The 24,590-nt window shown below is 47.1% G+C and carries 24 protein-coding genes; 22 read left to right on the forward strand and 2 right to left on the reverse strand.

Annotated features, from left to right (window positions below):
* Positions 1-8 precede the first annotated feature (8 nt).
* From G469_RS0102555 to G469_RS08860, 3 genes are all read left to right on the forward strand, one after another.
* Positions 9-806 (forward strand): PTS mannose/fructose/sorbose transporter subunit IIC, encoded by a 798-nt coding sequence (locus tag G469_RS0102555; protein WP_028263711.1) that lies wholly within the window; start codon positions 9-11, stop codon positions 804-806.
* An 18-nt stretch (positions 807-824) separates the two neighbouring features.
* Entirely contained in the window at positions 825-1,808 is a 984-nt protein-coding gene (locus tag G469_RS0102560) for a PTS system mannose/fructose/sorbose family transporter subunit IID (RefSeq protein ID WP_028263712.1), read from the forward strand.
* Positions 1,809-1,871: 63 nt separating this feature from the next.
* Entirely contained in the window at positions 1,872-2,276 is a 405-nt protein-coding gene (locus G469_RS08860; protein WP_169726174.1) for a DUF956 family protein, read from the forward strand.
* Between the two features lie 150 nt (positions 2,277-2,426).
* Here the strand turns inward: G469_RS08860 and G469_RS0102570 are convergent, their stop codons facing one another.
* The gene (locus G469_RS0102570; protein ID WP_028263713.1) at positions 2,427-3,335 is read right to left on the reverse strand and encodes a glycyl-radical enzyme activating protein; all 909 of its coding nucleotides are present in this window, start codon (positions 3,333-3,335) and stop codon (positions 2,427-2,429) included.
* Between the two features lie 216 nt (positions 3,336-3,551).
* On the opposite strand from G469_RS0102570, the gene G469_RS0102575 reads away from it, so the two are divergent.
* From G469_RS0102575 to G469_RS0102625, 11 genes are all read left to right on the forward strand, one after another.
* Complete coding sequence (locus G469_RS0102575; RefSeq protein WP_028263714.1) at positions 3,552-5,966, forward strand: glycyl radical protein; 2,415 nt, start codon at positions 3,552-3,554, stop codon at positions 5,964-5,966.
* A 222-nt stretch (positions 5,967-6,188) separates the two neighbouring features.
* On the forward strand, positions 6,189-7,253 hold the full coding sequence (gene prfA, locus G469_RS0102580) for a peptide chain release factor 1 (RefSeq protein ID WP_028263715.1): 1,065 nt from the start codon (positions 6,189-6,191) through the stop codon (positions 7,251-7,253).
* Between the two features lie 52 nt (positions 7,254-7,305).
* Complete coding sequence (prmC, locus tag G469_RS0102585; protein ID WP_028263716.1) at positions 7,306-8,199, forward strand: peptide chain release factor N(5)-glutamine methyltransferase; 894 nt, start codon at positions 7,306-7,308, stop codon at positions 8,197-8,199.
* Positions 8,200-8,206: 7 nt separating this feature from the next.
* Positions 8,207-8,845 (forward strand): L-threonylcarbamoyladenylate synthase, encoded by a 639-nt coding sequence (locus G469_RS0102590; RefSeq protein WP_028263717.1) that lies wholly within the window; start codon positions 8,207-8,209, stop codon positions 8,843-8,845.
* Positions 8,846-8,880: 35 nt separating this feature from the next.
* Positions 8,881-9,921 carry an alpha/beta fold hydrolase gene (locus G469_RS0102595; RefSeq protein WP_051353717.1) on the forward strand — a complete coding sequence of 347 codons (1,041 nt, stop codon included), beginning with the start codon at positions 8,881-8,883 and terminating at the stop codon, positions 9,919-9,921.
* 130 nt (positions 9,922-10,051) lie between these two features.
* Entirely contained in the window at positions 10,052-10,720 is a 669-nt protein-coding gene (locus G469_RS08865) for an L-threonylcarbamoyladenylate synthase (RefSeq protein ID WP_051353718.1), read from the forward strand.
* 19 nt (positions 10,721-10,739) lie between these two features.
* Complete coding sequence (gene glpK, locus G469_RS0102605) at positions 10,740-12,278, forward strand: glycerol kinase GlpK (protein WP_028263719.1); 1,539 nt, start codon at positions 10,740-10,742, stop codon at positions 12,276-12,278.
* 76 nt (positions 12,279-12,354) lie between these two features.
* A complete protein-coding gene (gene rpiB, locus G469_RS0102610; RefSeq protein ID WP_028263720.1) occupies positions 12,355-12,816 on the forward strand; it encodes a ribose 5-phosphate isomerase B in 462 nt (153 codons plus the stop codon).
* A gap of 58 nt (positions 12,817-12,874) precedes the next feature.
* On the forward strand, positions 12,875-13,519 hold the full coding sequence (gene upp / locus G469_RS0102615; RefSeq protein WP_028263721.1) for a uracil phosphoribosyltransferase: 645 nt from the start codon (positions 12,875-12,877) through the stop codon (positions 13,517-13,519).
* Between the two features lie 33 nt (positions 13,520-13,552).
* Positions 13,553-14,896: a sensor histidine kinase gene (locus G469_RS0102620; protein ID WP_028263722.1), complete on the forward strand. Its 1,344-nt coding sequence runs from the start codon at positions 13,553-13,555 to the stop codon at positions 14,894-14,896.
* A gap of 78 nt (positions 14,897-14,974) precedes the next feature.
* Complete coding sequence (locus G469_RS0102625; RefSeq protein WP_028263723.1) at positions 14,975-15,703, forward strand: LytR/AlgR family response regulator transcription factor; 729 nt, start codon at positions 14,975-14,977, stop codon at positions 15,701-15,703.
* Positions 15,704-15,711: 8 nt separating this feature from the next.
* On the opposite strand, the gene G469_RS08115 is transcribed toward G469_RS0102625, so the two are convergent.
* Positions 15,712-17,205, reverse strand: a complete 1,494-nt coding sequence (locus G469_RS08115) for an APC family permease (RefSeq protein WP_051353719.1) — start codon at positions 17,203-17,205, stop codon at positions 15,712-15,714.
* Positions 17,206-17,529: 324 nt separating this feature from the next.
* On the opposite strand from G469_RS08115, the gene G469_RS08120 reads away from it, so the two are divergent.
* The 8 genes from G469_RS08120 (at position 17,530) to atpA (ending at position 24,582) form a co-directional block, all read left to right on the forward strand.
* Positions 17,530-18,978 (forward strand): APC family permease, encoded by a 1,449-nt coding sequence (locus G469_RS08120; protein ID WP_035425318.1) that lies wholly within the window; start codon positions 17,530-17,532, stop codon positions 18,976-18,978.
* A 90-nt stretch (positions 18,979-19,068) separates the two neighbouring features.
* A complete protein-coding gene (locus G469_RS0102640; protein WP_028263724.1) occupies positions 19,069-20,316 on the forward strand; it encodes a metal-dependent hydrolase family protein in 1,248 nt (415 codons plus the stop codon).
* Between the two features lie 153 nt (positions 20,317-20,469).
* Positions 20,470-20,781: a hypothetical protein gene (locus G469_RS0102645; protein ID WP_028263725.1), complete on the forward strand. Its 312-nt coding sequence runs from the start codon at positions 20,470-20,472 to the stop codon at positions 20,779-20,781.
* Positions 20,778-21,578 carry a F0F1 ATP synthase subunit A gene (gene atpB, locus G469_RS0102650; RefSeq protein ID WP_028263726.1) on the forward strand — a complete coding sequence of 267 codons (801 nt, stop codon included), beginning with the start codon at positions 20,778-20,780 and terminating at the stop codon, positions 21,576-21,578. Before G469_RS0102645 ends, atpB begins: the two co-directional genes overlap by 4 nt.
* Before the next feature lie 89 nt (positions 21,579-21,667).
* Entirely contained in the window at positions 21,668-21,862 is a 195-nt protein-coding gene (locus tag G469_RS0102655; protein WP_028263727.1) for an ATP synthase F0 subunit C, read from the forward strand.
* A 26-nt stretch (positions 21,863-21,888) separates the two neighbouring features.
* Entirely contained in the window at positions 21,889-22,485 is a 597-nt protein-coding gene (gene atpF, locus G469_RS0102660; RefSeq protein ID WP_028263728.1) for a F0F1 ATP synthase subunit B, read from the forward strand.
* On the forward strand, positions 22,478-22,948 hold the full coding sequence (locus G469_RS0102665) for a F0F1 ATP synthase subunit delta (RefSeq protein WP_028263729.1): 471 nt from the start codon (positions 22,478-22,480) through the stop codon (positions 22,946-22,948). The genes atpF and G469_RS0102665 overlap by 8 nt, the downstream gene beginning before the upstream one ends.
* A complete protein-coding gene (gene atpA / locus G469_RS0102670) occupies positions 22,945-24,582 on the forward strand; it encodes a F0F1 ATP synthase subunit alpha (protein WP_028263730.1) in 1,638 nt (545 codons plus the stop codon). The genes G469_RS0102665 and atpA overlap by 4 nt, the downstream gene beginning before the upstream one ends.
* Positions 24,583-24,590: the final 8 nt, after the last annotated feature.

Below are 24,590 nucleotides of genomic sequence, written 5' to 3' on the forward strand. Positions count from 1 at the left end.
GAGGAGACATGGGCGCTTTGTCGATCGTATTTGTGTTGTTCGTTGCATTTCTCGCGGGCCTCGAAGGCATTTTGGACGAGTGGCAGTTCCATCAGCCAATCGTAGCCTGTACTCTTATTGGTATTGTTACCGGCCATCCCATGGAGGGTGTACTTCTTGGTGGTACCCTTCAGATGGTTGCGCTTGGTTGGATGAATATTGGTGCTGCAGTTGCACCAGACGCCGCTCTTGCTTCTGTTGCTTCGGCAATTTTAGTGTGCATGAAAGGCGCTTCTGTATCTGATGGTGTTGCTTCTGCAATGGCTTTGGCAGTTGCTGGTTTGGTACTCACCATTTTTGTACGCACCATTACTGTAGGTATTATTCACCTGGCAGACCACGCAGCAGAGCAGGGTAACCTTTCCATGCTTAACAGTCTGCACCTGTTTGCACTGCTGCTTCAGGGTCTGCGTATTCTCATTCCTGCAGCATTTGTAATTGCTGTTCCCGCAGAGGCTGTTCAGGCTGCACTTGAGGTCATTCCCGTTTGGGTATCTGGCGGTCTTGCTGCTGCTGGCGGCTTCATTGTTGTTGTTGGTTACGCCATGGTTATCAATATGATGGCTACGCGTGAACTTTGGCCATTCTTCTTCATTGGCTTTGTACTGTCCGTCATTTCTGGAATCACTCTCATTGGTATGGGTATCATTGGCGTTTGCCTTGCCCTTATCTACCTCAACCTTAAGCCTGAATTTAATGGCGGTGGTGGAGCCGGCGGTAATTCTGTCGAGGCTCAGCTTGATTCCATTTTGAATGACTACGAGTAGAAAAGGAGTGTGAGAACAATGACCAATTCCGTAAAGGAAGTAAAGCGCGTTAGCAAAGCAACCCGTCGTAAGGTTTGGTGGAAGAGCCAGTTTTTGCAGGGTTCCATGAACTACGAGCGTATGCAGGCACTTGGTTGGTGCTATGGTATGGGACCAGCTCTTAAGGAGCTTTATCCCAATAAGGAAGATTTAGCGGCCGCTCTTAAGCGTCACCTTGAGTTCTTTAACACTCATCCCTATCCTGCAAGTCCCATTTTTGGTGTCGAGATGACTCTAGAAGAGGAGCGCGCAGCTGGTGTAGAGGTAGAAGACGCAGCTATTCAGGGTGTTAAGATTGGTATGATGGGTCCCCTAGCTGGTGTTGGTGATCCAATTTTCTGGGGCACCATCCGTCCTGTTCTTGGTGCTTTTTGCGCATCCTTGGCACTTTCTGGCTCTATTGCTGGTGCCTTTGTATTCTTCCTCGTTTGGAATGTAATTCGCCTGTCCTTTATGTGGTACACCCAGGAGTTTGGTTACCAGCAGGGCACCAACATCACTAAGGACCTTTCCGGTGGTTTCTTGCAAAAGATCACTACAGGCGCATCTATCCTTGGTATGTTTATCATGGGTGTTCTGATTCCTCGCTGGACTTCCATGCCTATGGGCAAGGTTGTTTTCTCTAAGGCAGTGCTCTCTAAGGCAGCAGACACCTATCCTTCTGTAACAGGCTTGGCAGATGCTATTAATAGTGGAGCCGTATCTCCCGACGTGCTTGCTGGTGGTGTAAATGGTGTTACGTCTTTGAGTGGCACCGATAGCATCCAGATGATCGATGGTGTTGCTTCGGTTGTTCGTACTACCACATTGCAATCCATGCTCGATCAGTTGCTGCCTGCACTGCTTCCTATGGGTCTCACCTTCTTGTGCATCTACCTGCTTAAGAAGGGTGTAAGTCCTATTGCGATCATCTTTGCCCTGTTTGCAGTAGGTATCTTGGGCGCTTTTGTTGGTATTTTCTAAGTCATTGCATCTGGTAGTGGGTTGAGGACTATGTTTGAGTTTTTAAAAAAGAGTGTTGAGTCGTTGAGCCATTTTAGCGAGAAAGACGCTTCCAACACTGAGTCGCTCGAACAACAAGAGCCTGAATTTGCACTGGTTAATAACTCAGTAGAGTTTAGTGCCAAAGCAAATTGCAAGCTAAATGCCCTCAACCCCAAACCCGGCAGCATTGCGCTGGGTGATGGAGGCATAGACTTTATTGCTGCTTCGGGCTATGGATTTATCTCTATCCCCTGGAATAATATCCAAAAGGTCCGTGTAGATGTGTATGGCAAATTTGTTCGCAGTATAGAAGTGGTTACCGATGATGACCAAGTGCTGCCCTTCATTTTGTCCAAGGGCTACGATGCGTTGCATGTTATTTACAACCATATTGGGCGCGAGAAGATTGTCTCGTCCAATCGTTCTTTTGGAAGTCATACGGTTTAAACACAGTTCATTGCAGCAGATTCCCATCTTGGCTGGTGTATAACTATCCGGGCAAGTACATACAACAGAGCAAAAATAACGTGCTGTTCCATTAAGGGCAGCACGTTTTGTTGTAAAAGAGTATCTCTCAGAGCATTTGTTTGGGTTGTCTTAGAAAAATGCTTCTACACCAAGGTCTGAGTATTGTTGTGCATACGCTGCTAAATCTTCCGCGTGCATATTAGGAACACCTGCAAGCGCGTAGTCCTTCTCGAGAAGGGCGTATTTATTCTCACCAAAATTGTGAAAGGGGAGAAGTTGTACGCGCTTGGCTCCCAACTTGTTCAGAGCGCTTGCCATGCCGCGAGCATCTTCTAAAGAGTCGTTAAACCCAGGAATGACGGGCGTGCGAACAAGTACACCAACACCCATATCAATGGCTGTTTTGATATTAGACAGCACAAGCTCATTGCCACCGCCTGTGCCGAGTGCATGCTTGGTACTATCCCAGTGTTTAAGATCAATAAGCATATGGTCGAGGTGACGAGCAATAGATGCAAATGTTTCCTGTGAAACAAAGGCTTCTGTCTCTATGCAGGTGTCAATTCCATGTGAGTGAAGTTTTTCTAAAAGTTCAATACAAAAATCTGGCCAGGTCATTGCTTCTCCACCAGAAAGTGTTACGCCACCACCGGAGTCTTGATAAAACAATTCATCTTGTAGGCAGAGTTCCAATACCTCGTCGGTAGTATATGTTTTACCTGCGCAAGTAAGTGCCTTGCCGGGGCATGCCTTAATGGCAGCCTGAGCTTCTGGGGAGTCTCCACGGACATTTACTATGTTTACGTGTGTCTTACCAGCAGTGGTGCTTATGCCAGCGTGGGGTAGATGCTGTATACAAAGTCCACAAGCTATACAGTTTTTTTCATTCCACTCAAGCTGAGGAAGGCGTGACTGGCTTTCTGGATTTGAGCACCAAAAACAACGTAAGGGACATCCCTTAAAAAAGACAACGGTTCGGATGCCGGGGCCATCATTAAGACTGAATTTTTGAATATTAAAAATCGTTGCGGTCTGCATGTACTCCTCTTTCGCTATATAAATAGTATAAACGAAAGCAAAATTGGTTTCTTTCATAAATAATATGGAAGAATCTGGAGGATTTCTCTACATCGGAATTGACATTACACGTAAATGTGCCAAAATTAGTTACGAACGAAAGTAAAAATTGATTTGTACAAAAATGGTATAAATCAACAAGCATATACGTTGTTCCATACTGCAAGAGAGGCAATCATGGAGAACACTCAACACTTTGGCGCACTAACCAACCGTATGCAGGCATTTCGTGAGGAAGTTCTGGACGAGAAACCCTTTGTAGATGCTGAACGTGCTGTTTTGTGTACGGAATCTTACAAAGAGACGCTTGCGTTGCCTCCCATCATGAGGCGTGCGCTTTCGTTTGCTCACATCCTCGATAATATGACTATTTATATTGAGGATAAAACCCTTATTGCTGGTAATCAGGCAACCAAGAACTGCAATGCTCCCGTATTTCCCGAATATACTCTTGGCTTTATCGTTGATGAGCTTGATAAGTTTGACAAGCGCGACGGTGATGTCTTTTATGTAACCGATGAGGATAAAGCTCGCATTCGTGAGATTGCTCCTTTTTGGAAAAACAATACACTGCGCGATCGCGGTATGGCTTTGTTGCCTGAAGAAGTTTCCGTTTTTATGGAAACAGGCATCTTTGGCATGGAGGGCAAGCTTAACGCTGGTGATGCTCATTTAGCAATCAATCACGCACGCCTTCTTAAAGAGGGTCTTCGAGGCTATGAAGAGCGTACTCGCCAAGAACAGGCCGCTTTAGACTTTACCGATCCAGAGTCAGTGGGAAAAAACCAGTTCTACAAGGCAGTTCTTATTGTTATTGATGCAGTTCGTCGTTACGCACTTCGTTATTCTAAACTTGCAGCTCAGCTTGCTACAAAGGAGTCTAACCCCCAGCGTAAAGCGGAGCTTGAACAGCTGAGCGAGATCTGCGCTAAAGTTCCCTATGAGCCTGCAACAAACTTCCGTGAGGCTGTTCAATGTGTTTGGTTCATGCAAGTACTACTTCAGATTGAGTCCAATGGTCATTCTCTGTCCTTTGGTCGCTTTGATCAGTACATGTTTCCCTTCTACGATGCAGATATAAAGAGTGGTGCTATTACGCGTGATGAGGCACTTGAACTTCTCACCAATCTTTGGATTAAGCTTCTTACCATTCAGAAGATTCGTAGCCAGTCGCATACCCTTTCTTCTGCTGGTAGTCCTATGTATCAAAACGTAACTATTGGCGGTCAGACAACCGATAAAAAAGATGCTGTTAACGACCTATCCTTCCTCGTACTTCAGTCGGTTGCACAAACTCGTTTGACCCAGCCAAACCTTACTGTGCGCTATCACGCAAATCTGAATAAGAAGTTCTATGATGAGTGCGTTGAGGTTATGAAGTTGGGCTTTGGTATGCCTGCGCTTAATAATGATGAGGTTATCATTCCATCTTTTATTAATTGGGGCGTATCCGAAGAAGATGCGTATAACTACTCTGCTATTGGCTGTGTAGAAACAGCTGTCCCTGGTAAGTGGGGTTATCGTTGCACAGGTATGAGTTATCTTAACTTCCCCCGTTTGCTGCTTGTTACCATGAATGGTGGCGTAGACCTTACCACTGGTAGGCGCTTTACCCGCGATTACGGTAAGTTTACTCAGATGAAGAGCTATGACGAGCTCTTTGAGGCATGGGACAAAACTATCCGTGAGATGACGCGTTATTCGGTAATTGTCGAGAACACCATTGATAAAGCCTCTGAGACCGACGTTCCCGATGTTTTGTGCTCTGCTCTTACCGATGACTGCATTGGTCGTGGTAAGACCATTAAAGAAGGCGGTGCAGTTTACGACTTCATCTCTGGTTTGCAGGTTGGCATTGCAAACATGTCTGACTCCCTAGCTGCTATTAAGAAACTTGTCTTTGAAGAGCATAAACTTACTACCGAGCAGCTGTGGAATGCTATTCTTGATGACTTCCAGTCTGACGAGAACAAAAAGATCCAGCAAATGCTTATTGATGAGGCGCCTAAGTACGGTAACGATGTTGACTATGTTGATAAGCTGGGTGTTGAGTCATACGAGCCCTACATCGAGGAAATTGAGAAGTACCCAACAACGCGTTATGGCCGTGGCCCCATTGGTGGTATTCGCTATGCAGGTACCAGCTCTATTTCTGCAAATGTGGGACAGGGCATGGGTACTATGGCAACACCTGATGGCCGTAATGCACATGAGCCTTTGGCAGAAGGCTGCAGTCCTGCGCACAATGCAGACAAACAGGGTCCCACTGCGGTCTTTAAGTCTATCACTAAACTTCCTACCGAGAAAATCACGGGTGGTGTTCTTCTCAATCAGAAGGTAACACCTACCATGCTGGCTCGCGAAGAGAATAAGCAGAAGTTGGAAATGATGGTGCAAACGTTCTTTAATCGCTTGCATGGCTATCATGTGCAATTTAACGTGGTTTCTCGTGAGACCTTGCTTGATGCACAGGTACATCCAGAGAATCACAAGGATTTAATTGTGCGTGTAGCTGGCTATAGTGCCTTCTTTAACGCGCTATCCAAGGCAACTCAGGACGATATTATCGATCGTACGGAGCAGACTATTTAAACATACCATTGTAGTGCCATGCACTGCATCAAATGACTTATTCAACAACGCTCGGAGAAAACTTCGAGCGTTGTTGTATGTTTATGTTGCGCACAACAGGGGCGAGTCATGCACTCAGAGCTGCTCGCGTGCATAAAACAGGCTTGTGGGTGGTACCATCTGTAAAGCAAACATTCGTGTGGCATGACAGCGCGGTCGTGTGACATATTTTGAGGAGTTAACATGCGTGACAAGTTGGAAAAGCTCATCGCTGCATATGAAGAGCTCGAGAAGAAGATGGTTGATCCTGCCGTTGTCTCGGATCCCAAAGAGTATGCACGCATTGCAAAAGAGCATGCAGGTCAAGCTGACCTTGTAACAAAGGCCCGTGAGTATCTCCAGGCTTTGGATGATATTGAAGCAGCAAAGGAAATGTTGCATGATGCAGACGCGGGTGAGAAGGCCATGCTGCAGGAGGATATTGCCGCTAACGAAGCACTACTGCCTAGTCTTGAAGATGAGATTAAAATTATGCTCATTCCGGGCGATCCCAATGACGAAAAGGATACCATTGTAGAAATTCGTGCAGGTGTAGGTGGAGATGAGGCAGGCATTTTTGCAGGCGATCTCTTTAATATGTACCAGCGCTTTGCTTCTTCTCGTAAGTGGAAGATTGAGATTTTATCTTCGAGTCCTTCCGATGCAGGTGGCTTCAAGACTATTGAATTTAAGGTTTTGGGCGATAAAGTCTACTCCGTCATGAAGTTTGAGAGTGGTGTTCACCGAGTACAACGTGTTCCCAAGACCGAATCTCAGGGACGTATTCAGACGTCTACTGCAACCGTAGCAGTTTTGCCTGAAGCAGACGAGATTGATATTCAGATTGCACAGGAAGATTTGCGCATTGATACCTACTGTGCTTCTGGTCCTGGTGGTCAGTGTGTAAACACTACTTATTCTGCAGTTCGTATTACGCATCTTCCCACCAATACGGTTGTTCAGTCTCAGGATCAGCGCTCGCAGATCCAAAACCGCGAGGTTTGTATGCAGATGCTTCGTGCGCGTCTCTACGAGATGGAGTTGGAACGTCAGCAGGCCGAGCAGGGAGCAGAACGCCAAAGCCAGATTGGCCATGGTAACCGTTCCGAGAAGATTCGTACCTACAATCAGCCACAGGATCGTGTAACCGATCATCGCATTGGCTTTAACGGTACCTACAACGGTGTACTTTTGGGTGATACGCTACCCAGCGTTATTGAGGCGCTTGCTGCAGCAGAGCGTGCCGAGAAGCTCGCGCAGGCTGTCTAAGTTTTATACCTATACGTTTTTCTCAACAAACGAAAGCATATAGACGCTGCACATGGAACAAAGCTGGACAATAGGCAAAATTCTTGCATGGACTACGGGGTACTTGGAGCGTAAGAGCGACGAGCATCCCCGTTTATCTGCGGAATGGATTATTAATGCTGTAACAGGTTTGTCACGTGTGGAAATTTACACAAACTTTGATAAGCCGCTTACATCCGAAGAACTAGCTCGCATGCACACGGCTGTAGAACGTCGTGGCAAGGGAGAGCCGCTGCAGTATGTAACGGGCGAGATGCCCTTTAGGCACATCGTGTTACGCTGTGAAGAAGGCGTGCTCATTCCTCGTCCTGAAACAGAGATGCTGGTAGATGTAGCGCTTGAAGCGCTTGATGCTTACAATGCGCAAGACAACAATGCTGTTCGTTATGTGTTGGAAGTAGGCACTGGCACGGGTTGTATTGCACTTTCTATTGCCAGCGAACGCCCTGGAACGCAGGTTGTTGCAACCGATATTTCTCCCAAGGCTATTGCTTTATCTACACGCAATCGTGATGCACTTTTTTTGGAAAGTGCGGTAAATATTGTAGAGTGTGATCTTGTATCTGGCATAGATTCTGAGCTTATGGGCACATTTTCTGTGTTCATATCTAACCCGCCCTACATTCCTACGGCTATTTTGGAACATGAAGTTCCCGCAGAAGTTAAGGATCATGAGCCTGAACTTGCTCTAGATGGTGGCGCTGATGGTCTTGATGTTTTTAGACGCCTGCTTGAAGTGGCACCTAAAGTATTGTGTCCTGGCGGCTTATTGTGTGTGGAGCTTTATGAAGATTCACTTGATGCTGCAGCTGCACTAGCTCAGGCTCAAGGCGTATGGAGTGCTATTCGCATTGTAGAGGATTTAACGCATAGACCTCGTATTTTATCCTGTACGCTGGCAGACTAGGACTACTATGAGCACCATTGTTACGGCCAATCAACACAATCCTAATCCAGAAGTTATTACTACTGCTTCACAGGTTTTGGCAGATGGTGGCGTGTGCATTATGCCTACTGATAGCGTGTATGGCATTGGCTGTGCCGCGTTTACTCACAACCCAGGTCACGAGCGTATCTTTAGCATCAAGCAGCGCAAGCGTACACAAACGTTACCGTTGCTCATTGCAGACTTTACAGACCTTCTTGCATATGCGAACTCTGTTCCTCAATGGATGGCGCAGCTTGCTCAAGAGTTTTGGCCAGGCGCTCTTACCTTGGTGGTACAGCAGGCAATTCACTTACCCAAAGAGTATCTCCAGGCAGATGGATCTGTGGCTGTACGCGTGCCTAATTCCAATCTAGTTAGATCACTTGCTGCGCGTCTTGGTATGCCGCTTGCCACTACAAGCGCAAATATCCATGGAATGCCTGCGGCTACATCTGGTGCATCGATTGATGAGAAGCTCGTTGAGCAAGTAGACCTTATTATCGATGCAGGTCCTGCACCACTGGCTATTGCTTCTACAATTGTAGGAGAATGTAATGGTCGCCCAACGATTTTGCGAGAAGGTGCCATTGCAAGTTCGAATATTATGCGTGTAGTTAACCAGTAAACAGCCAATAGTTTTGCATACATTCTGGAGCTCGCATGAATACTTCTACCTATAATGACGCAAACAATCAGCTTCAGTCCGAATTGCCAAGCTTCGTACTGTATGAGCCGCTAAGCTTTATCTCTGCGGATGGCACCACCACTTGTCGTGGACATTTGTGGCTACCAGCCAAGAATGGCCAATCGGTCCAGCCTAAACTTGTTGTGCAAATTGCACATGGTATGGCTGAGCATATTGCACGTTACCAATCTTTTGCACATGTGCTCTGCCAGCAGGGTATTGCTGCTTGCGGTATAGACCATTTAGGTCATGGTGCTACGACGCCTGATTCCGCTTGCCGTGGCATATATGATCTTGCTTGTGGTGCTCAACAGCTTATCCAAGACCAGCACAGCTTACGCAAACTTGTACAGCAGCGTTTTTCTCAGCTGCCCTACGTGCTCTTTGGGCACTCTATGGGCTCGTTTGTGGCACGTGCCTATCTTACACAGCATGCCCAGGGTCTAGCAGGTGCCATCATTATGGGTACTAATTGGCAGGTTGGCCCCGCGGCTCTCAAACTATTCTTGGCTAGTCAGGCGTGTATCCACGGTTGGGGTTACCGCTCAAAGATGGTGGATAATCTGGCCGCTGGTGGTTATAACAAAAAAATCACTTTAACATCTGCCGAGAAAACCATGCAGCAACAGGGAAAACTCAACGGCTATGAGTGGCTTTCGCGAGATCCTCAGGCTTCACAAGCTTATGCAGATGATCAAGCTTGTGGCTGGATATTCTCGCTCAGTGGCTATAAAGTGGTGGCGGACTTGTTGCAGCAGGCGCAAAACTCCAAGGCAATAGCTCGCATCCCGCAAGAGCTTCCTATCTTTATTATTTCTGGCGAAAAAGATCCCGTAGGCGCAAATGGCGCTGGCCCAGTGCGTGTGTTTAAGGCGTATCGTAAGGCTGGTTTGGACCGTACGGAGCTCGAAATTATTGCAGGTGCTCGCCACGAACTTCTCAACGAACTTGAACCAGATCGTTCAAACGTCATTCAGGAGCTTATCGATTGGCTCGAGAAAAATATACATAAATAGTATCTTTTTACGCACATTACCGAATGTGCGTTCCATTCATCGAAATATGACTCCGTCATTGAGTTAATCACGTTATATCTGTAACTACCTAGTATCTATGACTAATCTCTTTACATGGGGGAGTTGGCTCATGAGTACTGATGGAGCAGTACGTATATGCAATTGCATCCATCCAAGTGCGCGTGACATAGACGATGCAGTGTCGGTGTTATGCAATGGCGGCTTGGTGCTTATGCCATCGGACACAACGTATCTTATGGCTACCTTGATGCTGCGTAAAAATAAAATCTCCAATGGTGTTGAGCGTTTATATGCACTCAAGAAGCGTCATCGTGCATCGGCGTTTCCTTGGTTGGTTGGATCTTGGCATCAGTTAGAGGTACTGGGTTGTGAGCTTTCGGAAGATGCGGTAGAGATTGCCAGTAAGATGTGGCCTCAACCTGTTACTTTAGTGGTTCATGCATCTGCTGCGGTACCGCAGGCCTTGGCACGCCCAGATGAGACTGTAGCAATCCGCATGACCTCACATCCTCTTGTGGCTGGTGTCATTCATGCCTGTGGTACACCGCTTATCATAAGTAGTGCCAACCGGCATCTTCATGAGGTTCCTAAGTATTTCTCGCAGCTTGATTCCCGCATGATTGAGGCTGCAGATCTTGTCTTCCACGGCATTCCTAATGTATGTCATGGACCGAGCACTATTATCGATTGCACCGAAGGTGAGACTCGCGTTCTTCGTCGTGGTGCGGTCCCGGTTTCTCAAATCGAGAAGGTCTTGGGGCATCGTATTTTGTCCTAACAAGCAAGAAAGGCACAGCATGTCTGCTGCACAAACACTTTATTCTGGTGCTCATACCTTTAACTCACGTAATACTCGTGAGTATGTCATGAGTTTAGATGCTGGAACTACTAGCGTACGCGCTATTTTGTTTGATGAGTACGGCATGAAAGTTGCCCAATCCTCGCGGGCAATTTCTATTTCCTATCCCCATCCTGGATGGGTAGAGCAAGATCCAGTAGAAATTCTTTCTGCTCAGATTGCCTGTATGGCAGAAGTGCAATTTAAAAGTGGTGTGCGCTCGGATCAGATTTGTGCAGTAGGTATTACTAATCAGCGTGAGACGGTTGTGGTGTGGGATGGACGTACTGGTCAACCCATCTACAATGCGGTTGTGTGGCAGTGCCGTCGTACTGCGCCTATTGTTGATGCCCTTATCGCCGATGGCTATGGCGATCTTATTCGTCAGCGCACAGGTCTTATTCCTGATGCGTATTTTTCGGGAACTAAAATCAAATGGATCTTAGAAAATGTTGATAGCGCACAGGAAATGGCTGCTTCCGGGGATTTGTTGTGTGGCACCATTGATAGTTGGCTTATTTACAACTTGACCGCAGGCGGAGTGCACGCAACGGATTACACCAATGCTAGCCGTACCATGCTGTTTGACATCCATCGTTTGTGTTGGGATGAGGATTTGTGCAGCATTTTAGGGGTGCCTATGTCTATGCTGCCCGAAGCACTTCCCTCTAATGCAAGTTATGGTCGCGTGAGTTCGGATATTATGTCGCATCAGCCGCCCATTTATGGTGTTGCGGGAGATCAACAGGCATCGTTGTATGGGCACTGTTGCTTTACACCTGGCAGCGTTAAAAATACGTACGGGACCGGCTGTTTTATGCTTATGAATCTTGGCGAGAAGCCCACAGATTCACAAAATGGCTTGGTGACAACCATTGGTATTGCCGAAGATGGTCACATAGACTACGCACTAGAAGGTTCAGTGTTTCAGGCGGGCTCTGTTATCCAGTGGTTGCGTGATGGCTTGGGGCTCATAGCCGATGCTGCTCAGTCCGAGCAAATTGCGCTATCGGTACCCGATACGGGTGGCTGTTATATTGTACCTGCTTTTAGTGGCATGGGCGCTCCTTGGTGGGATGCGGGGGCACGTGGTGTTATCTGCGGTATTACGCGCGGCGTTGATCGTGCACGATTGGTGCGTGCAGCCTGCGAGTCTTTGGCCTATCAAACCTATGACATTCTTAAGGCTATGGAGGCAGATTCTGGTCAGGAACTTACATCACTTCAGGTAGATGGTGGTGCTTCAAGTAATAACTTTATTATGCAGTTCCAGGCAGACCTTATGGATATTAAAGTGGTACGTACACCCCAAAACGAGACAACCGCTTTAGGCGTAGCTTATCTTGCAGGTGTTGCACAGGGCTTTTGGGATAGTCGCGAAGAAGTGGCCTCCTTGGCTTGTCACGGAGATGTTTTTGTCCCCGCTATTACTGGCTTAGAGCGTGAACAACTACTGGCCGGTTGGCGTGCCGCCGTTCGCAAGACTATCTCGCGCTAATTTGTCATCTTCCTACATCCTCACCTCTATTTTGCGGTACGCTTACCGTACAAGAATTATGACTTAAGGAGCTTGTATGCGCATTGCCATTGCATCCGACCACGCTGGCTTTATCCAGAAGACACCCCTTGTCGAGTATCTGCAATCCTTAGGGCATGAAGTACGTGATTTTGGTCCTTCCAATGAGGACCGCGTGGATTATCCTGACTTTGCCGATAAAGTTGCACGTGCTGTTGCAGCGGGTCAAGCGGATCGTGGCGTTCTTATTTGTGGTACGGGTATTGGTATGGCACTTACCGCGGATAAAATCGCTGGTATTCGTGCCTCTGTCATTCAAACCCCTGAGTTTGCCCATCTTTTCCGCGAGCATAACAATGGTAATGTTTTGTGTATTTCTGGTCGCTTTACAGCGCTTGACCTAAACAAGCAAATTGTAGAGGAGTTTTTGACTACCGAGTTTGGTGGTGGGCGTCATACAGGGCGTGTTGAGAAAATCATGCGTGAGGATGATGCAAACTTTTGTGGTGTAGCTGAGTAGGTGCAGAGCCTATGTCGTCTCATCATTGCAAATAGGTCTTTTTACGAAAGGAACTTTCATGTCTAATTTTGACGAGTCTCGTCTTACGATTGTTAATCATCCTCTGGTACAGCATAAGCTTCATATTTTGCGTGATGAGCAAACCAGCACTAAGCAATTTCGTGAGCTGGTAACCGAGCTCGCTATGTTTGAGGGCTACGAGGCTATGCGTGATCTTCCTTTGGAAGACGTGCAGGTAAAAACTCCTTTGGAGACGGCAACCTGCAAGCGTATTGCTGGTAAGAAAGTTGCTATTATTCCCATCTTACGCGCTGGTATGGGCATGGTAGATGGTATGTTGAGCTTGGTTCCTTCTGCACGTGTTGGTCACGTTGGTATGTATCGCGATCCAGAAACTCATGAACCTCATCAGTATTACTGCAAGCTTCCTTCCGATGTTGCTAATCGTACCTGCTTGATCGTTGATCCTATGTTGGCAACCGGCGGCTCGCTTACCGCTGCAATTCAGTTTTTGCGTGAGGCCGGCGCAACTGATGTGCGCGCATTGGTTTTGGTTGCTGCTCCCGAGGGTGTAAAGACTGTTTTGGACTTTGATCCCAACGTCTTGCTGTATACCTGCTCTCTTGATCGTCAGCTCAATGACCATGCCTACATCCTTCCTGGTCTTGGTGATGCGGGCGACCGTATTTACGGAACCAAATAGTCATTTTGCAAGCTGCAAAAGAAACCTGTATGTATGTCACCGGTGTTCGCTAAAAAATATCGCAATCGCACGCGCTGGGCCCATACCGTAAGCAAGATGGTGGGTTATCTTTTGGTGGGCAGCTCAATCTTTTTGCTGGTGCTCTTATTTATGCTGTTGCGCACCAATCCCAACCCAGTGCCTGCACTCGTGATCATTTCCGCCTTTGTTTTGCTATGTTTCTTCTATGCCTACGTAATGGTTTTGCCTGATGACCTTACGCTTACAGCAACAGACCGTACGCTTCAAACGGCATCACAACTTCTTACGTTTGCTGCTCAGGGCTTATCACCAGAGATGGCAGCAGGTGTATGTTCTATCATTTTGCCGGAAACATTTGCAAGCGCAATTGCGGTAACCAATGGCGTGCAAATGCTTGCAACAGCAGGCAAAAATACCGATAAATACCCTATGGGTCACCCGGTTAACCAGGCAACTTTAGATTCGGTTAAGACGGGTCAAATGCAAATTTTTTATCGCGATGAAGTGCCATCAAATGACTTATTTCCCCTGCGTGCGGGTATTGTAGTTCCTCTTAAGGTGCACAATGAGGTTGTGGGAACCATCGAGTTGTACTACACGCGTGCCAGCCAAATTGATCAGCGTCAGATTGCACTGTCCACAGGCTTTGGCGAACTATTATCTTCGCAACTTGTGTCATACGAGCTGGAGCAGCAGTTTAAGCGCTCTTCTCAAATTGAACTTCGTGCCCTTCAATCGCAGGTAGACCCTCATTTCTTGTTTAATACTATTGGTACTATTGTTTCTGTAGTACGAACAGATCCAGGTCGCGCTCGTAAGCTACTTATTGACTTCTCAAACTATTATCGACAAACCCTCGGAGATTCAGAAAGTCTCATTCCGCTTTCGCGTGAGTTTGAGCAAGGTATGCGTTATATTAACCTCATGCAGGCACGGTATGGAGAAGATCGTTTAAGCATTACTTCCAATTTGGATGTAGACACAGCAGATTTGTTGGTGCCGCCCTTCATTCTTCAACCAATTTTGGAGAACTGTATTAAGCATGGCATGCGTGAAATAGAGCCGTTACATATTGTATTTACCAGCAAGGCTATTGATGATGGTGTGGAAATAACGGTGGCAGATGATGGCGTTGGGATGTCTCCCGAAGTTCTAGCAACGGCCTTTGATAGCAATGCACGTACCGAGTCGACGACTCAAAAGGGCTGCGGATTGGCGCTATGCAACGTAATGTCTCGTGTACGGTATTTTTTCGATTTCAAGTCGGGGATTGATATTCAGTCTACGCTTGGAGAAGGAACGACTGTGCGTTTTACGCTTGTTGGTGCACCACGTAGAATAAAAATCATCGAATAGCGTTATATTTGTAATCATATATTACAGCAGATAAACGCTATGAGTTAAAGACAATGCTCGGGTTTGTAAGGGAGAAAGATGAACTCCTGGAAGGTATTAACAGTTGACGATGAGCCGCCTATTCGTGCGGAGCTTCGCTATCTGCTTGAGCAGGATGCTCGCGTGGCAGAGGTGCAGGAAGCTGGCAGTGTCAGTGCTGCCATGTTGACCATCCTAGAAGAGCAGATTGATATTGTATTTTTAGATATTTCTATGCCTGGTACGAGCGGTATGCAACTGGCTGAATTTTTGCAGAATCTCACAAATCCACCTGCAGTTGTGTTTGTGACTGCCTACGCGGAATTTGCAGCCGATGCCTACAATCTGGATGCGGTTGACTATGTACTCAAACCGGTGGAACTTGACCGAGTAGAGCATGCGCTTGATAAGGTTGAAGCACTGCGTTCGCAATCGGGTAAGCCTACAACTACAGAGCCTCGTATGTTAGTTGAGCAAGGCGATACACAAACCTATATTCTCATCAATACTATTGTGTATGTAGAAGCCCGTGGCAATTATGCCAATGTGTATACCAAGAATAACTCCTATCTGGTAAAAAGCTCTATGAGTACTCTGGAAAAGCGTCTTGCAACAGAGGGATTCATTCGCATTCATAAGAGCTTCATTGTGAATAAAAGTCAAATTAATAAAGTCCATCCAATTGAACATGGTCTTTTGGAATTGTCTCTCCATGATCGCCAAGAGATGCTACCTATTTCGCGCCGTAAGGCTGCATTTGTAAAAGCAGAGCTTGGTATTACGAATTAGTGCATAAGTTAGTGTTCGCTCATTTCGGTGTCTAAGACAAGTTCGGTGTCCTCATGAGGAAGTTTTGCCCAACCCTTGCGTGCTCTGTGTCGCAGGGCATAGCCAAAACAGGTCCACAGCACAAGAACTAGCCAGTTAAAGGGAGTAAGGCTACTGGGAACACCGGGCGTCACAATAAAAAAGAGCAAGATAAGGCTGTTTATACAGGCAATAATAATGCCAATGATGCCGCCTGGCACGCGGTAGGGGCGCGCAAGTTCAGGCTCACTAAAACGCAGTTTAAAACAGCTAAATGAAGCAGCTACACAGGAGAAAATAAAGCCTGCGGAGGCAACCGTTGCTAGAGGTGTGAGCACTGCATGCCCTAGGAAGGGGCCAAGCACGGTGACGCCTGCCAAGATATAGTAGGCATTGTCAGGAACATTGCCATTCTCGTTAAGATGCGCAAGATTGGCAGGAAGTTGATGACGCCGTGCTAAGCCATAGGCTATACGAGAAGAGGCTCCCAAAAACGCATTCATGGGGCCGAGTGATCCAAAGATCATAACGCCAATAATAGCTGTGTATGCAAAAATATTAAGCTGTTTAAGGGCACTAAGAGCAGGGCTGGGGCTTTGGACAAATGCTCTCCAGGGCATCAAAGTGCCAAAAGAGAAGATAGATACCAAATAAAAGCATCCAGCTGCAATAATGGCAAGCGAAATAACTTTGCCAAATTTTGACCAATTAATGCCGCGAGCTGCTTCACCAGCATGGATAGTGATGGTATCAAACCCTGCATAGTAAAACGGTGCAATGGCAAGTACGGCAACAATGCCTCCGGGCAAATTACGTGCGCTTGTATTACCTAAGGCGCTTGTACTTATAGGAACAAAGGTAGGAAGCGCATTTGCTGCAGATCCTGCAAAGAGTGTGATTAGAAGTGTAAGAACCATGCCCAAAAGAAGTGGTTTTACTAAAAATGCACTGAGACGGGCTTCGGATTGTACGCCGCGTAAATTACTGTGAATAACCCACAGACAAAACCCAATAGAAATGAGCACGGGCCATACATATATATCTGTATGCATAATGCTGTAGAGCTTAATGCTTCTAAGCCAGGTAAATGCTGGAAATGTTGCCACCTGATCGGAGAGCAAACTAGAAATAACGATGGCTTCCCAAGGACAAATAAGGGCATTGCTGAGCAATAAGAACCAGCCACATAAGAATGCGGGTATCTCACCAAAGGCTCTAAAGGCATGTTCAGCCGCGCCGCCCGCAACGGGTATAGCACAGGCAAGCTCGCTAAAGACCGAACCAATGGGCACCAAAATAATGGTAGCAAGCAAAAAGGCATACATGGCTGGCAAAGGTCCGCCACCAAGTACCATCCAATTGCCCACCAACAAAGTCCAACTGGTTCCAACAATTGCACCAAAGGCAATGGTGAACAGGTTCCAAAGCGACAAGGTCTTTTGTAGGCGAGGACGTTCGATACTGTCTTTAGAAAAATACTTCATGCAACTCCTTTGTCTGTTTTATTATCCACAGTCTGCTTGCAAAAAATAGGTTGTGCCACAGCCCTATTCTCTAAAAGGAGTGTTTTTGTCCGCTGGAAGCATATAGATGAATATAGAGGCAAAAATATGCTGTCTTTTATTGTTGTTATCTACCTATCAAACCGTTAATCATCAAATAATTTCCGATTATCAAATTGAAAGTCACACTCAAAGTAAACGGTGCTCTTGTTGCTATAGCGAGTTCGTATTCTAGGGTCAAGTAAAAATTTGTTGTTGGGTGCACCAATACGTAACAAATGATTGGATGAAAAGGGAGGGGATGTAATGTCAGACAAGAACACACAAGCCGAAGCTGCGGGTGGGATGAAAAAGGAGCTTTCACTCTTTAACTTCTTTACCATTGGCTTTGGCGCCATTATTGGCACGGGCTGGGTTTTGCTCGTAGGCAATTGGATGGTTATGGGCGGCGGCCCAATCCCTGCAATGATTGCCTTTGCATTAGGAGCACTTTTCCTTGTTCCTATTGGTATGGTGTTTGGCGAGCTTACTGCAGCAATTCCTATTTCGGGAGGAATTATTGAGTATGTAGACCGTACCTACGGTCGTAAACTCGGTTTCCTTACGGGATGGATGCTTCTGTTGGGCAACGCTCCACTATGTCCGTGGGAGGCAATTGCAATTTCTACTTTGCTTACCGATCGTTTTGCAGAGTTTCCTGCTCTTGCATGGTTGCGCTCGGTTAAGTTGTACACTCTGCTCGGTGCAGACGTGTACCTGTGGCCAACTGTTATTGCTCTTGGTTTTGCCGTGCTTGTTATTTTCCTTAATTTCCGCGGCGCAGGTGCAGCAGCTAAGCTTTCGTCTTTCCTTACAAAGGCATTGCTGGCTGGCATGATTTTGGCCATGGTTATTTCTTTTGCAACTGGTTCTCCTTCTCATGCTCTGCCTGTTTTCTCACAGGTAAGCAACACTGCAGGTGGAGATACTACTGCAACCAGCTTATTGGGAGGCATCGTTGCGGTATTGGTAATGACGCCGTTCTTCTATGCAGGCTTTGATACCATTCCTCAGCAAGCCGAAGAGGCTTCCGAAGGTCTGGATTGGAAGAAATTTGGCATCATTCCCGCATTAGCACTTCTTGCATCCGGTGGCTTCTACCTCATTTGCATCTATGCATTTGGCACCATCATTGACTGGCATGATTTTGTTATTCCCGCAGTTCCTGCATTGGCAGTTTTGGAGCGCATTAATTTGTTCTTCTATATTGCCATGCTCATCATTGCAACACTTGGACCTCTGGGCCCAATGAACGCATTCTTTGGCGCATCCACACGTTTAATGTTGGCTCTTGGCCGCAAGCAAATGCTACCTGAGTCTTTTGCACAGATTGATCCCCAGACAGGTGCTCCCAAGACGGCAAACTATGTATTGGCAGGTTTGACGCTTATTGGACCATTCTTGGGTCGCAACATGCTGGTTCCTCTGACCAATGTAGCTTCGCTTGGCTTCATCTTCGCATGCACCATGGCCGGTTTTGCATGCCTTAAATTGCGCAAGACTGAGCCCGATCTTAAGCGTCCTTACAAGGTTAACGGTGGTATGGCCGGTATTTTAGCTGCAATTTGTGCAGGTCTTATCATCATCGCCCTTATGGTAGTGCCCTTTAGCCCTGCAGCTCTTAACACCATTGAGTGGGCTATCACTATTAGTTGGGTAGTTGTTGGTTTCGTTATTCTTCTCGCCTTTGGATCTAAGAAGACGACAAGTGCTTAAGGTCGCTTAAGGCAAGAAGTCTAAACACAAGTTAGGTACGTTAGTACAAGGAAGGTTCGTAAAAAGAGTTTGGAATTTGGAGGGGTTTGTATGGCAAAGTACGCATTCGCAGGTGGTATTTTGGTAGACGGCACTGGTGCTGCTCCTGTTCAGGACAGCTTGGTGTTGGTTGATGACAAGAAGATCACCTACGCTGGTCCTCGCACCGAGATTCCTGAGGGCTATGAGGTTCGCGACATTACTGGCAAGACCATTATGCCTGGTCTTATCGACACTCACCTGCACTTCTCTGGCAACCTGACCGATGATGACAACGACTGGGTAATTGAGTCCGTAGCTCAGAAGCAGACTGTTGCTGTAAAGCAGGCTTATGATGCTTTGACCCACGGCTTGACTACGGTATGCGAGATTGGTCGCAACGGTATTGCAGTTCGTGACGTTGTTAACATGGGCATCATGAAGGGTCCCCGCATTTTCGCAACCGGCTTGGGCTTCTGCCGTACCGCAGGCCACGGTGACTCCCACCGTCTACGCCAGGATCACAACAAGGATTCTCATCCTTGGGGCGATCAGGTAGATGGTCCTTGGGATCTCCGCAAGGCTGTTCGTCGTCGCCTTCGCGAGAACCCCGATGCAATTAAGATTTGGGCAACTGGTGGTGGCATTTGGCACTGGGATTCCGGTCGTGACCAGCACTATAACTATGAAGAGATTAAGGCTGTATGCGAAGAGGCCGCAATGGTTGGCATTCCCGTATGGTCTCACTCCTACAACAACGTAAGCGCAGCTTATGATTCTGTACGCTGTGGCTGCGAGCAGCTCATTCACGGCTTTGAGCTGGATGCCAAGACCATGGATCTTATGGTTGAGCAGGGCACCTTCTTTACCCCAACCATCGGCTTCCTTCCCACTTGGTATGCTACTTATCCTCCCGTATACACCCCCGAGTTGGACAAGTATGAGGGCGACACAGTTGTCGAGAAGGAACTTCAGCGCACCTACGCTAACCTGCGTGAAGCAAACGAGCGTGGCGTTATCCTTACCATCGGTTCCGACTCCTTCTCCTTCGTAACGCCTTACGGCTGGGTAACCATTGATGAGATGTATGACTTTGTAGACAAGGCCGGCATTTCTATCATGGACACCATTAAGGCTGCCACTATTAATGGTGCCAAGATGGTTCACAAGGAGGACGAGTTTGGTTCTCTCGAGGCTGGTAAGCTCGCAGACCTTCTGGTTGTAAACGGCGACGTAGCTAATAACATCCATGATCTGACCCCCGACAACATGGAAGTTATTATGAAGGAAGGCGACATCGTCATTAAGGATGCTCTGTAAGAGTATCGGGCGGGTTGCCCTACACGACTAAGTATCACCGCGTCGCTTTTCGACCGGCGTCGCGCACCGTTCGCGGCGCCGGTTTTTCTTACCTTTGCTTTAAGCTAGATGTATAGTAATAGAGTCATACTGCATAAAACGAAGGTGTTATAAATGGCAATTGCCCTCATTGGCTTGGGTATTTTTTGTGCTTTAGTGGCATGTATGCCTAGCGCATATCTTTTTGAATGTGCTCAAAAAGATGAGAATTGCTCAACTATTTTCATGGGATTAGCTGGGGTTATTTGGTCATATGTGTTTCTTTGCATAGCCATGGCAGTTGTAAAATTGTTAGTTGCAGCGCAATTTTTAGCTTTTGCGTTTGCAGTAGTGGTAACATTCCTTGTGTTCTGGGGAATTGAGTCAGCGAGGGCTTTTCGCTTATTTTTTAGTCAAGCGGAGTCTCACAGAAGGGGCGAATCGTGAATCCTCTTTCCAATCTATCAGCCGAGATGGAAGAGCTGCTTGGCAGTTTTATGTCCCAACCCATTGAAGGTGACCTGATTTTTGGTCTTACTAACTATATCTTTTGGATGGGCGTAGCCGTTATCTTGCTTTTTGTTGTTCTGTTTGCTTTTAAAAGGAAGCAGGCCCAGAGTTTGGTTCCACAAGGTGTCTTTGTAAATGGTGTCGAGTCAGTTATTGATTTTGTTAAAGACGGCATCTGCAAGAGCACCCTGGGGGATACTTGGCAAAAGCATTTTCCATTTTTGGCTGCTTTGTTTTTCTTTATTTTGATCAACAACATGGTTGGCCTACTTCCAGGAGGACATCCTGGCACGGGCACCATTGGTGTTACGGGTGCACTTGCTATGTGGTCCTTTGTGTACTTCGTCTACGTTGGGATTAAGCGCATGGGCGCGTTTGGCTACATTAAGAGCTTGGCTCCAAAGGGTGTAGCATTTCCCGTCAACCTAGTCGTTTGGCTTATCGAGGTATTCTCCACGTTTTTGCGCCTTGTAACCCTTGCAGTCCGTTTGTTCTGCAATATGTTTGCAGGCCACGTTGTTATGGCTACTTTTGCAATCTTGGCATCTTTATTCTTTGAGCCATTGTTGCATGGTTTCTCTATGGTTGCACTGGGGCAGGCAGGAGCTTCCGTTTTTTGGGTTGCTATCTTGCTTGCAATCTATGGTGTAGAGATCTTGGTTGGCGTAATCCAAGCATACGTCTTTACGCTGCTTTCTAGTGTATATATTCAGTTGGTAGAAGAAGAGGAATAACGGCTTCACACAGATAGGTAGTATCTGTTGGGCATATAGTTTGCTGTCACAGATCGCTCTATTCAAGAGCGAATGACAAAGGAGGAATTGTGGGAGTTATCGGTTACGCCCTCGGCGTTATTGGTGCCAGCTTTGGCATTGGTCTTGCGGCATATGGTGTTGCAAACTCCATGGCGCGCCAGCCAGAAGTGCAGGGTCGTCTTTTTACCGTATTCATTCTTGCATCTGCATTCGTTGAGGCTCTTGCACTTATTGGCTTCGTAGTAACCCTCGTTTCGCACTAATCATACATACGAGTTGGAGGCACGACATGAGGTTTAAGGGAGGGTATGTAAGCACACTTACTGCAACCACTGCATTGAGCATTGCTTGCATGCCACAGATTGCACGTGCAGAAGGTATTTCTGGTGCGGATATCTTGCTTCCTAAGCCCGCCGAGTTCATCCCTGCTCTTATCGCATTTTTGGTCATTTGGATTGTTCTGGCCAAGTTGGTTTGGCCTTCGGTTCTTGGAATGATGCAAAAGCGTCAACAGCAGATTCAGGATGATCTTGACGCTGCTCAGCAGTCTAAAATGGCTGCCGAGAAGGCCCGTCAAGACTACGAGGCTGGCATTGCTGATGCAAAGAGGGAAGCGGACGAGATTATTGCTCAGGCAAAGTTTGATGCCGAGGCTGAGCGTACCCGCATTATGGATAAAGCTCGCGGCGAAGCGGCTGCTATTGTTACTAAGGCTCATGACACTGTGGATGCAGAGCGTAAGAAGGCTATGATTGAGCTTTCTACCTCGGTTGTTGACCTTTCGGTGGAAATTGCCAGCAAGATTATTGGCAGTGCACTGTCCGAAGATGAACAGCGTCGTCTTGCCGAGAAGTACCTCGAGGAAGTGAGCACCAATCATGAGTAGCACTCCTCAGACAAACAAGGCCGAGCAGTACGCCCGTGCTTTGATTGAGGCTGCTCAAAAAGAGGGTAGGGCTAACACCGACCTGGTACAGGTAAACCATGCGCTCAAGTTCTTGCCAGAGGTGCTTGAAACTTTGGCATCCATGCACAATAACAATGACATGGAACTTCTCGATAGCGTTGCTCAGGAGTATAAAAACATCCTGGATAACGAGACCGATATTGTGCAGGTTACAGCAACTACTACTGTTGCTATGGACGATCAATTGCGTAAGGCAATTAGGACTAAGCTTGAGCGTGAGTTTAACGCGTCCATTTATTTGTGTGAGCGCATTGACCCCTCAATTTTGGGTGGCATTGTGTTAGAGATTCGTGGAAACAGGTACGATGCTTCGGTGCGTGCACAGCTTGCAAACATCCGAAAATCACTTGCTGCCACTTATATCGGAAGTGATGAGCAATGACAGATCAAATCAGCTCGGCTGAGATTATGGGAACGCTGCGTAAGCAGCTGTCTCAAATCAATGCGACTGTGGACCAGCGCGAGGCTTCTACTGTTGCCCAGGTGGGCGATGGCATTGCCATCGTATCCGGTCTTAAAACTGCCATGGCTGGAGAGCTTTTACAGTTTACAAGCTCTGCTACGGGTCACAGTGCTTACGGTCTCGTTCAAAACTTGGAAGAGGATCGCGTAGGTGCAGTACTGTTTGGCGAAGTAGATGCCATTAAAGAAGGCGACGAAGTTCGTGCAACGGGTCGCATTATGGACATTCCCGTTGGACACGAGATGCTTGGTCGTGTTGTCAATCCTCTTGGCCAGCCCATTGATGGCCTAGGTCCTATTCATGCAACTGCACGTCGTCCCATCGAATTTAAAGCTCCTGGCATTATGGATCGCCAGCCTGTATGTGAGCCAGTTCAGACGGGCTTCTTGGCAATTGATGCCATGGTTCCCATTGGCCGCGGTCAGCGCGAGCTTATTATTGGTGACCGTAAGACAGGCAAAACAGCCATTGCAATCGATACCATTATCAATCAGCGCGAGTCCGATTTGATTTGTATCTATGTTGCTATTGGACAGAAGGCTTCCAAGATTGCTGCTATTAAGGAGACCTTGGCCCAGCACGGTATTCTCGATAAGACTATTATTGTGCTGGCTTCTGCTTCTGATTCTGCACCAATGCAGTACATTGCTCCCATGGCTGGCGCTGCTATTGGCGAGTACTTTATGTATAACGATAAGGACGGCAATCCTGCAGATGCTCAGCATCCAGGTGGACATGTATTGGTTGTTTACGATGACTTGTCCAAGCAGGCTGTTGCCTATCGTCAGATGTCGCTTACGCTGCATCGTCCGCCAGGACGCGAAGCATACCCTGGTGACATTTTTTACCTGCATTCTCGCTTGCTTGAGCGTGCCGTTAAGATGGATGATGCGCATGGCGCTGGCTCTATGACAGCTCTACCCATTATCGAGACGCAGGAAGGTGACGTTTCCGCATACATTCCTACAAATGTTATTTCTATTACAGATGGCCAGATTTATTTGGTGCCAAGTCTATTCTTCCAAGGTCAGCGTCCTGCAGTAGATGTTGGCATCTCGGTATCTCGCGTCGGTGGTTCTGCACAGCTTAAGTCTATGAAGCAGGTTGCGGGAACCCTTCGTTTGGACCTGGCAGCATTCCGTGAGAAACAGGCATTTGCTCAGTTTGGCAGCGATTTGGATGCAACCACGCAGTACCAACTCAGTCATGGTACTCGCATGATGGAGTTGCTTAAGCAGGGTCGCTATGCTGCTTTGGATGTAGCGGACCAGATTATTATTCTGTTTGCAGGTAAGGAAGGCTTCTTGGATGACCTTGAGGTTAGCCAGATTGTGCCTTTCCGTGATGCGTTGGCTAGCTTTATGGAACAGCGTCATCCTGAGGTTCGTACCAAAGTTCGTTCCGAGCGTATCAGTGATGCTTTGGCTGATCAAATGAAGCATCAGATTGGTGAGTTTAAAGAGGCATTCCTCAATGGTGATTTTGATCATCTCAACTCGTTTACGAATGAGGATTCTGCTTCTGACTCAACTCAAGATGTAGAGAAGGACTAAGGTTTAGC

It is taken from the genome of Atopobium fossor DSM 15642 (genome assembly GCF_000483125.1).
Classification (GTDB): Bacteria; Actinomycetota; Coriobacteriia; order Coriobacteriales; family Atopobiaceae; genus Atopobium; species Atopobium fossor.

Excerpts from the sequence above, each read along its gene's own strand:
- G469_RS0102570 (WP_028263713.1), bottom strand. The coding sequence starts at position 3,335 with ATGCAGACCGCAACGATTTTTAATATTCAAAAATTCAGTCTTAATGAT.
- G469_RS0102595 (WP_051353717.1), top strand. The coding sequence starts at position 8,881 with ATGAATACTTCTACCTATAATGACGCAAACAATCAGCTTCAGTCCGAA.
- prmC (WP_028263716.1), top strand. The coding sequence starts at position 7,306 with ATGGAACAAAGCTGGACAATAGGCAAAATTCTTGCATGGACTACGGGG.
- G469_RS08865 (WP_051353718.1), top strand. The coding sequence starts at position 10,052 with ATGAGTACTGATGGAGCAGTACGTATATGCAATTGCATCCATCCAAGT.
- G469_RS0102645 (WP_028263725.1), top strand. The coding sequence starts at position 20,470 with ATGGCAATTGCCCTCATTGGCTTGGGTATTTTTTGTGCTTTAGTGGCA.
- prfA (WP_028263715.1), top strand. The coding sequence starts at position 6,189 with ATGCGTGACAAGTTGGAAAAGCTCATCGCTGCATATGAAGAGCTCGAG.
- upp (WP_028263721.1), top strand. The coding sequence starts at position 12,875 with ATGTCTAATTTTGACGAGTCTCGTCTTACGATTGTTAATCATCCTCTG.
- atpA (WP_028263730.1), top strand. The coding sequence starts at position 22,945 with ATGACAGATCAAATCAGCTCGGCTGAGATTATGGGAACGCTGCGTAAG.
- glpK (WP_028263719.1), top strand. The coding sequence starts at position 10,740 with ATGTCTGCTGCACAAACACTTTATTCTGGTGCTCATACCTTTAACTCA.
- G469_RS08115 (WP_051353719.1), bottom strand. The coding sequence starts at position 17,205 with ATGAAGTATTTTTCTAAAGACAGTATCGAACGTCCTCGCCTACAAAAG.
- G469_RS08120 (WP_035425318.1), top strand. The coding sequence starts at position 17,530 with ATGTCAGACAAGAACACACAAGCCGAAGCTGCGGGTGGGATGAAAAAG.
- atpF (WP_028263728.1), top strand. The coding sequence starts at position 21,889 with ATGAGGTTTAAGGGAGGGTATGTAAGCACACTTACTGCAACCACTGCA.
- G469_RS0102620 (WP_028263722.1), top strand. The coding sequence starts at position 13,553 with ATGTCACCGGTGTTCGCTAAAAAATATCGCAATCGCACGCGCTGGGCC.
- G469_RS0102640 (WP_028263724.1), top strand. The coding sequence starts at position 19,069 with ATGGCAAAGTACGCATTCGCAGGTGGTATTTTGGTAGACGGCACTGGT.
- G469_RS0102590 (WP_028263717.1), top strand. The coding sequence starts at position 8,207 with ATGAGCACCATTGTTACGGCCAATCAACACAATCCTAATCCAGAAGTT.
- G469_RS0102560 (WP_028263712.1), top strand. The coding sequence starts at position 825 with ATGACCAATTCCGTAAAGGAAGTAAAGCGCGTTAGCAAAGCAACCCGT.
- rpiB (WP_028263720.1), top strand. The coding sequence starts at position 12,355 with ATGCGCATTGCCATTGCATCCGACCACGCTGGCTTTATCCAGAAGACA.
- G469_RS0102665 (WP_028263729.1), top strand. The coding sequence starts at position 22,478 with ATGAGTAGCACTCCTCAGACAAACAAGGCCGAGCAGTACGCCCGTGCT.
- G469_RS0102575 (WP_028263714.1), top strand. The coding sequence starts at position 3,552 with ATGGAGAACACTCAACACTTTGGCGCACTAACCAACCGTATGCAGGCA.
- G469_RS0102555 (WP_028263711.1), top strand. The coding sequence starts at position 9 with ATGGGCGCTTTGTCGATCGTATTTGTGTTGTTCGTTGCATTTCTCGCG.
- G469_RS0102625 (WP_028263723.1), top strand. The coding sequence starts at position 14,975 with ATGAACTCCTGGAAGGTATTAACAGTTGACGATGAGCCGCCTATTCGT.